A 13,255-nucleotide genomic window follows, 5' to 3' on the forward strand; every position below is an offset into this window, starting at 1 on the left:
TATTAACTCCAAATTACTACACTTATCTTCCATTTCGTTAAATTATCGGGTAAGAATCTGTTGAAGGCTTTTAATCGAGCCAACAATTGTAACAGGTGTTCCTACATTTGCAATCCTGTAAATAACCTCCATCTCTGAATCCTCCAAAGCTATACACCCTTCAGTCCAATCAACCCCTTTTCCTCCGCTTCCATGTATTTCAATTCCGCCACCTATCTTAGCTGTTTTAGGTATTATCCCCCTTGATTTTTCAAGATTGAAACGCTGCTTATCTTCATCGTTCGGGTAATTAATTAAGAGAGCATTATTATACTTTGTACCCGAAAATTTGTTGATTATCTTGTACATCCCTTCTGGAGTTGCTTTGTCTCCCATCTTCTTCTTATCTCCAATCCAATTCCTACCAAGTTCTACGTCAAACTCATACTTTTTGGTTCCTTTATGGTAAACAAAGCACTTTCTTGACAATTTATCAACGATTATAGCATAATCTTGGTTTTTCTTTGATTCTTTAATCGCCGATTCTGCCCATTTTTTCCATCGCGGGTAGGATTTCAGATATTGTTCAAGGTCCGAGTAAGCTTCCTCATAGGCAGATGACAGCAAATCTTCGGCATTATTTAACTTTTTGTTAGCCAACAAAAATTGTCCCTTTTCAAAATCAATCTCCCCCTCTTTTAATTGAAACCTTCCTTTTGATATAGAATTTCTAACATCTGTAGGTAAAGGGTAACGATTAAAGTAAGAGTTTATATCTTCAACGAGTTTATTTAAAACCTCTATTTTATCTTTGAGTTTTACTTTATATGAGTTCAAGCTTAACGTTGATGTTTCACCAGCCCGTTCTGACTTCTTAATTGCAAGTTTGGCAAAACTTGAAACTTTATTGTAATTTCTAAAGTAAATAAATTTGGCATTTTCTTTTTGCCAATTTACCATAGCAGAATCATAATTTGCTTTTGCCTCTCTATATATATCGTTTGAATAAGTATCTGCTCTATTTTTGAAGGCCTTTGATAAGGCTACTCTGGCTTTTTTAACTTCCTTTATTGGGGGGTGGGGAAATTTTATAATAAGTAAATAAACGATTAACGTAATAAAACCAACTACAGCAAATAAAACCAATAGTTTAACATAAATTGTTCTCATCTCAATCTAGATTCGCTTCTTTACAAAAATCCCCGAGCATTACCCGGGGATTTGTATATTACACAAGTAATTAATTACTTATTATCTTCTACCTTTAACTTTAGCAATAGCATCTTTTAATTCGGTATTGATGCCAGTAGCTCTTTCTTTAGCAGCTTTAATTTTGTTTAAAGCATCCATGTAAGCACCTTTATCATAGATACCTTGAGCTTCAACAACAGAAGCGTCAATAGTAGCCATCTCGGTTTTAATTTGCTCTAGAACAGCAGCACCTTCTTTACCTCTAGGAGCTTTTTTGAAAAGTTTAGCGTTTTCTTCAATGATAGCTTTGATGTCAGTCATTGTAGTTTCAACTTCTTTCTTAACTTCTTCTTTCTTGGTAGCTGTATTTGCTACAAGTTGTTTAGTTTGGACTAATAAAGCCTCAAGTTTAATTTTAGCAGGACCAAATTTCTTGAAAAGTTTTGATTTTTGAACTTCAACATCAGCATTAATAGTTTTCATTGAATCTTGAACTGCTGCAAATTCAGTTGGTAAATAAATACCAGCCTCAACTTTTGCTGCACTGTCAATAGCTGCGTTTACAGCATTAATTTGTTCTTGTGGAACTTTTCCACAACTTGAAAGGAAAGCAACCATTACAATAGCTGCTAATCCCATTAAAACTTTGTTCTTCATTTTCTAATTTTTTAATACTTAGGTTTGTTTTCTACTATGGATTGAATTTTAAAATCTCTTTTGAGATAAACACGGCGCAAATGTATAAATATTAAAAGAAATAACAATAACTTTTTTTAGTATAATTTATACATTGTGCTAAAAAAACTAGGCTAGAAGCCCTGTAATAATCTCTGCATTCCAGTTAATTACGGATTTATAGGAAGGTTTAAAAAAAATGCTTTTTCAAAAATTGATTAATGATTAGCTATTATTTTCAAGCCAATACAGTGATAAATATCTACAAATTGTAGAAATAGCACCGCTTTGTGACGAAAAATATTGATTTTAAAAATACCATAGAGATTCACAAAACTCTTTGGAGATATTTAAAACTACTTTTTAACGTCTTCACTAACTTTCATAACACCCATAAGCTGTTGAACAGTTTTTTGCATTCCATCTGTTGAACCATCCAAGAAAATAACATTCCCTTTTCCTGTTTCGGCAAAGTGCTTAATAGCCTCTGTCCACATGGAGAAAAGTAAAAATGATGAGTCAAGGTTTGCATCACTCATTTCTTTTGCAGCATTCGCCATACCTTTAGCCATTTCTTCACGGAATAATGCGATACCTTGACCTCTCATGGTAGCAGCATCACGCTCGGCAGAAGCAGAGATTTTGATAGCATTTCCTTCAGCTTCAGCTGCTTTGGTTTTTGTTATAAGCAGTGCTTGACCTTCATTTTCGGCTGCGGCTTTAAGATTGTTTGATGCTACAACCTTTGCCATTGAAGTTAAAATTTCCTTATCGAAGGTTATATCATTCAGCTGCAAATCGATTAGATGATAACCCCATTGCTCAAGAGTTTGATCAAGGTGTTTTTTCACTTCAAGAACTATTTCTGTACGAAGACCTAGAATTTCTGCTTGTTTTTTTGTTGCAACATAGCTACGAATAGTTCCCTCAATAGTTCTTATAAGTGCTTGCATTAAGTTTCTTTCATCGATAAACTTAAACGCAACGTTTTTGATGGTTTCTTCGGTTTGGTTAATAACGCTATATAGAACCATCGCTTTAAAGTACACATTAGCTTGATCTTGTGTTACAGCTTGAAATTCGAGTTCCACTGAGCGGTTCTGAATTGAAATTCTTCTGTAAATAACCTCAATTAGGGGAATTTTAAAGTTCAACCCTGGGGTCAATATGCGGCGATATTTGCCAAATACTGTAACTACAGCAACATAACCCTGTTTAACTGTTACAAATCCTGATAGCAGTAAAATTACGCCAGCTGCGATAAAAATAAATGGTGTGTACATAATTGAAGTAGTTTATTGGTTTATTAAGTTATAAAAGTAAGAAAAAAATAGGGATATAAGATATGTAATCTACTTATATCTTTTTCTTACACACTCCAATTTATAGTATACACGTTAACTGATGAGACTGATGAATAGCATTATATTTAATATCGTAACAACAATTCCTATAGAATAAATAAGTATGCGCATAAAATGAGTATTCTTATATTTTCCCATCACCTTTTCTGAAGATGTAAGTTTTACTTGTAAAAATATTGTTATAGGTAGTTGTATGCTTAATACCATCTGGGATATTATTAGCCCATTAAAAGGATTTGATATAAATAGAATGATTAGAAATGCGACTATAAGCGATATTGCAACACCTAGTCTTGAATGGTTATCCTTAATATCATAAGGTTCTTTAAATATTCCGGCAAATATTGTTCCTGCTGCCATTCCAGAAGTAATTGTTGAGGCAACCCCAGCGAATAGGAGTGCGACTGCAAATACAACAACAGCATTTGATCCTAATAAAGGGAATAATAATTGATTGGCTTGCTGAAGTTCGGTAACATGAACCTGATTTTTGTGAAATGTTGCAGCAGCAAGAAGAATCATTGCGCTATTTATAGCCCAACCAACTAACATTGAGAAAAGAGTATCAAAAAATTCGAATTTGAGTTGTTTTTTAATAACCTTATCATCGTAAAGATTCCATTGCCTACTCTGTATTATCTCTGAGTGGAGGAAAAGATTATGGGGCATAACAACAGCACCAAGTACGCTCATAATAACAATCATTGAGCCTTCGGGGAAGGAAGGGGTGACCCATGATTGAATGGCATGATTCCAATCTATGTTAACTAAAGAAAGTTCGTAAACAAATGACAAACCTATGATAGAAACAAAAGCAATTATCCACTTTTCTATCATTTTATATGAATTTGTGAAAAGCATAACGACAACAAAAATCAAAACTAGTAACGCTCCTGCTCTTATTGGTATACCAAAGAGCATATTAAGAGCAATAGCCCCTCCTAGAATTTCAGCAAGCGAAGTAGATATTGAGGCCAACATAGCCGTTCCAAGCAAAGTTCTTGCATACTTAGGCTGTAAATAGGTACTTGTAGCCTCGGAAAGGCATAGTCCCGTTGCAATTCCAAGATGTGCTACGTTATGCTGAAGTATAATCAGCATAAAAGTTGATAGGGTAACCATCCATAATAGTGTATACCCATAATCAGCCCCAGCTGCAAGATTTGACGCCCAATTGCCAGGATCAATAAAACCAACGGTAACCAGCAAACCCGGTCCTATATATTTAAAAATATCCTCAGCACCAAGCCGAGGTTTGTGACCAACAGGGTCAATTTTAGATAAGAACTTGAACATATATAATATTATGGTATCAATTCAAATCACAATAAAGTACATCTATATTATTTTCAATAGTACGGTAAATTATTAACCGATATTTTTAAGTTACTGATTTGGTGTAATTTGGTGCTTTTAAGTTTTAGTGGCTAAAAAATATAAAAAGCCACTAAATTACCAAGTCACAAAAATCCACCAAAAAGATAACCGAACCATTGAATTGTAAAATGTTCATTTTAATGATAGCTTCAGTGTATTAATAAATCTTTTCGCAAATTGTTGAAAAATGATTTTGTAAAGTTTTATCCTAAACAAAGCAAAGGCTAATAGATAAAAGACTTTAATTCACAAATTTATATCTTTACATTTATACCTCAAAGATTTTAATCTCTTTAGGTTAATTCCTCGAAGCTCTGCTTCGATAGAATAAATGGCTTCCAAATAATACCTCGACAGCTCTGCTGCGAGGTAGTTTATTTTCTTTCAAGTAAAACATTTGATTAGCACTATTTGTTGGTCAATGAAAATCATTTATTATTGTTTCTTCAAATACAATAGTACGGTAAATTATTAACCGATATTTTTAGGTTACTGATTTGGTGCAATTTGGTGCTTTTGAGTTTTGGTGACTAAAAAATATAAAAAGCCACTAAATCACCAAGTCACAAAAATCCACCAAAAAGATTACCAGATCATTGATATAATAATTATTTGTCAATTCAAACATTAATAATGTTTTATGGATACTATTCTGCGTGATAATTTCATTAGTCTATGGGCTAAATATTTCGGTAATGCTGATTTACCGATAACCTTTTATTTTTCAAACGAAAATGGAGGTGCTGAGCAAGTGACCCCACCAAAGGGTTGGAGTTGTTTAATATGCGAACTAGCCAAAGTGAGAAATGGGCAATCGTTGGCCTATAATGCTGATTCTGTTATTTGTGGTGGTGCAAAACGCTATACTGGCTATAATATAGAGGTAGCTCCAACATTTCGTTATTTTCTTTCTTGTGGAATTGAAGGAAAAGTCAGAGGGGAGCGGTATAAAATATCACCCGAAGTTGTTGATGAAACTCAAAAGAACCTAGTTCCTCTTCCAGTACAAGGGAAAAATCTTGTATTTAAACGATGGGATAAATTAAGCGAGACTGACGAACCGGATGTTGTCGTTTTCTTTGCTCAACCCGAAATACTTTCAGGGCTCTTTACACTTGCCAATTACGATCAGGTTGATCCACAAGGGGTACTAACTCATTTTAGCGCAGGTTGTGGTTCAATTATTCACTATCCTTACCTTGAAAAGGATAAAGAAGATCCTAAATGTTTTCTTGGTATGTTCGATCCATCAGCCAGACCCTGTGTTCCTGTTAATACGCTTTCATTTGCTATTCCATTTAAAAAATTCGTTAGAATTGTTGGCTATATGGAGGAATCTTTCCTAATTACACCAACGTGGGATAAGGTAAAACAAAGATTTGTAAAGTAGGTTTTTAATAAAGTTTGCTATTCCAAGTGTAATATACAATATATATAATTATTTAATTTTCATTTAGTTATCACAATTCCATATATTACCTTTATCATAATTGTAAAAAACTTTGTGCTCTAATATATCGTATACGAATTGGGGCTAGGTAATTTTGGTAAAAAAAATATCAGAATAATAAATTTTTGATATAAAAAATAATATCTTGTTCGCTGATCTTTACTGATATATGAGATTTTGTAAAACATTTCGTTTTATTGTTTGTATTGCTTCAATCTCTCTATCCCTGAGTTGTTTTGCCCAGGAGCTGGGTAGGTATCCTATTCATAATTTTAATCACAGAGATTACAAAGGACATTTGCAAAATTGGGCCGTTGTTCAAGATTTGCGTGGTCTCATTTATGTTGCCAATAACGATGGGGTTTTAGAATACGATGGCAGCAATTGGCGGCAAATCTCTATTAATGATGCAACTACTCGATGCCTTGATATTGACAGTGAAGGCCGTATTTGGGTTGGGGGTCAGGATGAATTTGGTTATCTGGCAGCAGATTCAGCAGGATCAATGAGATATTATTCCCTAGCTAGCAGACTTCCATCAAATTGTTCATCAATTGGACTTGTAAGGCAAGTTTTTGCTACAAAAGAAGGTGTATTTTTTAGTTCAAATCAGCATTTGATTCAAATTAAGGAGAGAAATATTAGAGTCTGGAAACCAAAGACCTACTTTCATAGAGCTTATTTTGTTTCGGGAAAACTTTTTGTAAATCAACCCGATTACGGTTTAACGTATTTACAAAACGATTCCTTGAAACTTGCGCCCCAAGCTCATGAAATCTCAAAAGAGTTGATTTACTTGTTACTTCCCTATAACAATGATAAACTTCTTGTTGGTACACAATTAAATGGTTTCTATACTTATAATATTAATGCTTTTAGAGCCGATACAATAATTCATAAGGACTCTATCCTCTGTAAATTTAAAACATCCGATGATTCGTTTTTTAAAGAAAACTTGGTTTATAACGGTATAAGTCTCCCTAACAATAATTTTGCAGTAAGTACATCAAGAAAAGGTGTTGTGCTGATAAACAAGAATGGCGAAATCCTCCGAAAAATAAATCAATCATCAAATCTACAAGATGAAGCGGTTTGGGGTCTGTTTTTAGACAATCAAGAAAACCTTTGGATGGCACTTAACAACGGGATATCTTATACTTCAATTAACTCACAGTTAACAAATTGGAATGATAATTCGGGACTAAGGGGCACTTTACTATCGATTACTCGATATCAAGGAACGATATACTTATCAACTAATATTGGCATATTTAGATTAGCCAATAACGAATTTCAGGAGGTACAAGGAGTTGCCAAATTCTCTTTTTGCTTATTAAATGCTACTTCAAGTGATAATAAAACATCATTACTTGCAGGAACTGCCGATGGTATTTACCAAATAGAAGGGAATGCCGCTATTAAAGTTGAGAATGGAAAATATGGTACCTACAAATTATTCCAATCAAAAGTATTTCCAAACATTATATATGCTGGCTTAATTAATGGAATTGGTGTTTTAAAATGTGTAAAAGGGAAATGGATGTTTCTGGGGCGATTAGAAGATACTAGAAGTCAAGTTTATTCATTAATCGAAGATCAAAATGGCTTTTTATGGTATACTGAACGCTATAAAGGAATTCATAAGATAAATGTTGTTAATCCCTACCAACTTATTTCTGAACATCTGAAGTTCTATAATCAACTTCCATTCTCACCTAAATACGATGTAATAAACTTATCATTAATCGATAAGTCTTTAAAAGTTTCCACAGAAAAGGGGCTTTGCCAGTTTGATTATATAAATGATCGTTTTCTGCCAGACTCAAGCCTTGGAGTAGAATTCACTGAAGGGAAGACGGGAATAAAAATTCTTAATCAGGATACAAAAGGTAATTTATGGTTTGAGGTATATAAGAATAATCCAAATAGATGGATAGAACGAGCTGTAAAATATCCGGATAATACCTATCGTAGAGTACCTGCACAGTTTAGGACAATTCCCGATATGGTTTTTAATAATGTTTTTAATGAGGAGGGTGACATAAACTGGATAGCGTCATCGGATGGACTTTATAGATTTGATGGCAATATTAGGGTGAACAGCCAATCTATAACTAAGGTGCTAATCAGGCGAATTGTTGCAAATCAATCTAAACTTATATTTAATGGAGCGGTACCTTCGTCTAACAATAGTTCAATATACAGAAGTACCAATTTTTCTCAAACCAATAACACTATTCAAAAATTTCATAGCAATGAGAATTCAGTAATATTCTATTTCTCATCACCCTTTTTTGGGCAAAACCAAAGCATGAAATACAGTTACATTCTTGAGGGTTATGATAAGCAGTGGAGCGAATGGTCTACAGATCAAAAGAAAGAATACACAAACCTCCCATTTGGTAATTTTAAGTTTATTGTTAAAGCTCGTAATATTTTTGACTCCGAAAGTCCAGTTGCATCCTACTCATTTTCCATTAAACGCCCTTGGTATAAAACGGCTTTTTCGTATACACTTCTTCTAATTACTTTAATCAGCTTTATTTGGCTTTATGTAACAGTTAAAACCAAACTGTTAAAGAGGTCAAATATCAGATTACAGGCTCTTGTGGTAGATAGAACAAAGGAAATTTTGGAGTACCATAATGAAATTGTAGAAAAGAATGAGGAGCTGATGCAGCAAAAGGAAGAAATGCAAGTTCAACGCGATGAACTTCATGAACAAAACCGACAAATAACGGCAAGTCTGGAATATGCCAAAACTATTCAGCAAGCTATTCTTCCCGATTTAAGTATTTTGAAAGATAGAATTGAGCATTTTATTATTTATAAACCCAAGGATGTTGTATCAGGAGATTTTTACTGGATATCAAGGATTACCTCCAAAACAAAACAATCGGAGAAAATAATAGTTGCAGTTGTAGATTGCACAGGACATGGGGTTCCTGGAGCATTCATGTCCATGATTGGTAGTCGTATTTTAAGTGAAATTGTTAACGAACGAAAGATTCATAGCCCTGCAGAAATTCTAACCGAACTTAACATCTCTGTAAATCAAGCATTGAGACAAGATGTTAGCGATAGTTTTGACGGAATGGATGCCTGTTTATGCCTAATTGAACCTAAACTTTCAAATCAGTACATAATAACTTTTGCAGGTGCTAACCGCATGCTTTACTACTACCAAAAAGGTACTCATAATATTCAAACCCTTAAAGGGAATCGAAAAACAATAGGAGGCATAATGCCCGAAGTTGATCCAGAATTTGTAAATAATCGAATTTACCTGAGCCCAGATGATATTATCTTTTTAAACTCCGATGGGATTGTCGATCAAAACAATGAAAGCAGGAAAAAATATAAAGCAAGTCGTTTTCATGCATCAATACTAGCTCATGTAGACAAACCTATGTATGAAATGGGAGTAGAAATCAATAAGATGTTTGAAGGATTTAAAGGAAATACTTCTCAGCGTGACGATATAACTGTCCTTGGCCTCCGATTGCTTGAAGATCGTGACTAATCAACGATAGTCTATACACTCTCTTACACTTTCTTCCTAACTCCGCCAAATAATCGCTAAATGTGATATGTTTATCGCATTATATGATATTTATACTAAAACAGCATTCCCTTGTACATCCTTTTCCTCCAGAAAATAAACCCAAATACAGTTCTCAATTAGCCCTCCTTTTCCAATCAAACAAATCACTAAAATCTGTTAAAGCCCCCTATATATTTGTGCCAAATGGCATAGGGGAAAAGCTCTTTGACATATTTCATAGATTTGTTGATTCTTTTTTCAAGGTGGGGTAAGGGAGGTAAATTGGTTGGGAGGTTATTTAAATCAACCATTTGCATAAAACACACACCCGTTTAATAGAACACAACCATATTCAAACATTTTTGATATATTTATGTATAAGAGGATAAAATGTAAAACGGTTGTAAGCTACCTTTAGACGCTTCACCATATACAATAGATAAATATAAAACAGATGAGAAAACTTACCATACTCCTTATCCTTATTTATGCCACCTCGGTAGGGCAAGTATCAAAGCAGCCTGTAGATAGTTCAAAAAAAACCGAAATAAACAGGACGCAGGGCAACAATAATACTACTACCGTAATACAAGGCGATAACAATATAGTAGGCGACAACAATAACACTCAAGTTACACTGGATAATAAAAAAGACAACACAGTGTCAACCCCAAAATCAGGCGGATTCCGTGAATGGATATCCAAAACCAACAACCTGCTTGGTTTACTTGTTTCCATAGCCACATTAATTGTGATGCTTTGGGGAGGAATAAAATTCCTAAAGAAAAAACCTAAAGGACAAGAGGCTGGGCCGTCTTCTGGTAATTTAATCAAACATGGAATAAGCGGGACACACGGGAATAATAATACTATTACCATAATACAAGGCGAAGACGGCATTAAAAAATACAACTTGCACAATGAAAAGGATGCCCAAAAATTTCTCGAATACATAAGAAGCCTACCTAACCTGAACGACAAAATAAAGCAGCTTTTGAAATACGATAAAGCAACGCTTGATATAGTCACCAAAATTTATGATAAAATTACCGATGAGGGTGTTTTTAGCTCCGATAAATTTTTTGAAAGGTATGAGAAGATAATTATAGAAAACGATAAATTAAAGGTAGTGCTCGAAGAGTTTAAAAAACGAACCACCGATGCCGATTTTACCAAAGCATTGGAGGAGGCCAACAAGAAATTGGAGGAGTACGATAACGATGGCTACCAAAAAGTATTAGGGGATTATAGAACGAAGAAAGAAGATAAAATTAGGGAAGAATTAAAAGAAGTTGCGCAGGCTTCCTACCTACAAGCTCAAAATAGTCACAATAACTACAATAATTTAGTAGCCCTATCCCAAATTAGCAAGGCATTAGAGTATGATAGCGAGAATATCGATTACCTATTCTTAAAGGCACAAATCTATTCTGATATAGCAAATTATGACGAGAGCCTTGCTCTTTATCTTAATTTAATTACATACAATACGAATGATACTTTAAAATCTAGTGCATATAATAACATTGGTGCGGTATATGATGAGAAGGGTGATTACGACCAAGCCCTGGAGTACTACCGCAAAGGGTTGGCTATTGAGGAAAAAGTACTCGGTACAGACCACCCCAACATAGCCAATACGTATAGCAACATTGGCTTGGTATATCATGAGAAAGATGATTATGATCAAGCCTTGGAGTACTACCGCAAAGGGTTGGCTATTAATGAAAAAGTACTCGGAAAAGATCATCCCAGCACGGCCACCTCGTATAATAGCATTGGTGTAGTGTATGATGATAAAGGTGATTATGACCAAGCAATGGAGTATTACCGCAAAGGGTTGGCTATTGAGGAAAAAGTACTCGGAAAAGACCACCCCAGTACAGCCACCTCATTCAGTAACATTGGCTTGGTGTATTGTAATAAAGGCGAATACGACCAAGCCTTGGAGTACTTCCGCAAAGGGTTGGCTATTCAAGAACAAGTACTCGGGAAGGATCACCCCTGCACAGCCATCTTGTATTGTAACATTGGCTCGGTGTATTATGATAAGGGTGAATACGACCAAGCCATGGAGTACTTCCGCAAAGGGTTAGCTATTAATGAAAAAGTACTCGGAAAAGATCACCCCAGTACAGCCATTTTGTATTGTAACATTGGCTCGGTATTTTGTGATAAGGGTGAATATGACCAAGCCATAGAGTACTACCGCAAGGGGTTAACTATTCAAGAAAAAGCACTCGGGAAAGAGCACCCCAACACCGCCACTTCTTATAATAATATTGGCTTAGTTTATAAGGAAAAGGGCGATTATACTAAAGCATTGGAATACCATAGAAAAGCATTGGCTATTTATGAAAAAGTACTCGGGAAAGGCCACCCCAGTACGGCTACTTCATATAAAAACTTTGGCTTGGTTTATAAGGAAAAAGGAGATTATGTTAAAGCGTTGGAGTACTATGACAAAGCGTTAGCCATTTATGAAAAAGTACTCGGCACAGAACACCCTCTCACAGCCACCTCGTATAATAATATTGGTGAGGTGTATAGTGATAAAGGAGATTATGACCAAGCCTTGGAGTACTACCACAAAGGATTGGCTATTAGAGAAAAAGTACTCGGCACACAACACCCCAGCACTGCCAATACGTTTAGTAACATTGGAGTTGTGTATAAAGGAAAAGGTGATTGTGACAAAGCATTGGAGTACTTTGGCAAAGCATCAGCTATTCTGGAAAAAGGATCAAATAAAGAACATTCTAGTACAGCCAATTTGTATATTAACATTGGATTGTTGTATCACGAGATGGGCGATTATGACAAAGGGTTGGAGTACTATTGCAAAGCATTAGCCATTCAGGAAAAAGTATTCGGTGCAGAACACTCCACCATAGCCACCTCCTATAATATTATTGGGGGGATGTATGATACAAAACACGATTACGACAAAGCGTTGGAGTACTACGGAAAGGCATTAGCCATTCAGGAAAAAGTATTCGGCACAGAACACTCCACTACTGCTAATTCATATAGTAACATTGGTGGGATGTACGATGCAAAACACGATTACGACAAAGCATTAGAGTACTATAGCATAGCATTAGCTATACTGGAAAAAATATTCGAAAAAGATCACCCCAGCACCATAATTACCAATGAAAATATCGGGTTGCTGTTTATTACAAAAGGCGATAAGGAGAATGGGCTAAGCTATATGGAAAAGACACACTTTTCGGAATTATCAGCCTATAAAAAATCAGAATACCTGAATAGCTATGGATTATTTATTTTTGAAAATAGTAAGTGTAAAGAAGCATTGAATTTTTACCAGCTGGCACTTGAACTTTTAGAGAAAAGTAATACCCCTACTGATGCCATGTGGGCAAACATCTACCAAAACATGGCAAACGCATATAGTTACAATGGGCAAAAGGATAAAGCAATCCCTTTGTTCGAGAAAGCATTGTTGCTATGTAAAGATGTAAAAGAAGGAGAAATAGATATTGAGGAAATAAAAAAGAATTACGAGGAGTGTAAATCAAAATAGTGCTGGCAACGGCCTATAACCCTGTCAGAGTTTAAAACTCTGACAGGGTTGTAAAAGAACAACCATCCTTAAACCCTAGAGTTCCGAACTTTTTAAAAGTTCGGAACTCTTATCATTAAACTTTAATT

Annotated in this window: 7 protein-coding genes; 3 read left to right on the forward strand and 4 right to left on the reverse strand. The window is 35.0% G+C overall.

Annotated features, from left to right (window positions below):
• Positions 1–42: 42 nt before the first annotated feature.
• The 4 genes from HOO91_02645 to HOO91_02660 form a co-directional block, all read right to left on the reverse strand.
• A complete protein-coding gene (locus HOO91_02645; protein ID NOU16440.1) occupies positions 43–1,149 on the reverse strand; it encodes a L,D-transpeptidase in 1,107 nt (368 codons plus the stop codon).
• A gap of 81 nt (positions 1,150–1,230) precedes the next feature.
• Entirely contained in the window at positions 1,231–1,827 is a 597-nt protein-coding gene (locus tag HOO91_02650; GenBank protein ID NOU16441.1) for a hypothetical protein, read from the reverse strand.
• Positions 1,828–2,201: 374 nt separating this feature from the next.
• A complete protein-coding gene (locus tag HOO91_02655) occupies positions 2,202–3,128 on the reverse strand; it encodes an SPFH domain-containing protein (protein NOU16442.1) in 927 nt (308 codons plus the stop codon).
• A gap of 114 nt (positions 3,129–3,242) precedes the next feature.
• Entirely contained in the window at positions 3,243–4,505 is a 1,263-nt protein-coding gene (locus HOO91_02660) for an Nramp family divalent metal transporter (protein ID NOU16443.1), read from the reverse strand.
• Positions 4,506–5,226: 721 nt separating this feature from the next.
• Here HOO91_02660 and HOO91_02665 point away from each other — a divergent pair.
• From HOO91_02665 to HOO91_02675, 3 genes are all read left to right on the forward strand, one after another.
• Positions 5,227–5,976 (forward strand): DUF169 domain-containing protein, encoded by a 750-nt coding sequence (locus HOO91_02665; protein ID NOU16444.1) that lies wholly within the window; start codon positions 5,227–5,229, stop codon positions 5,974–5,976.
• Positions 5,977–6,205: 229 nt separating this feature from the next.
• Entirely contained in the window at positions 6,206–9,559 is a 3,354-nt protein-coding gene (locus HOO91_02670; protein ID NOU16445.1) for a SpoIIE family protein phosphatase, read from the forward strand.
• Between the two features lie 475 nt (positions 9,560–10,034).
• Positions 10,035–13,127 carry a tetratricopeptide repeat protein gene (locus HOO91_02675; protein NOU16446.1) on the forward strand — a complete coding sequence of 1,031 codons (3,093 nt, stop codon included), beginning with the start codon at positions 10,035–10,037 and terminating at the stop codon, positions 13,125–13,127.
• Positions 13,128–13,255 lie beyond the last annotated feature (128 nt).

The organism is Bacteroidales bacterium (assembly GCA_013141385.1).
In the GTDB taxonomy this organism is placed as follows: Bacteria; Bacteroidota; Bacteroidia; order Bacteroidales; family Tenuifilaceae; genus UBA8529.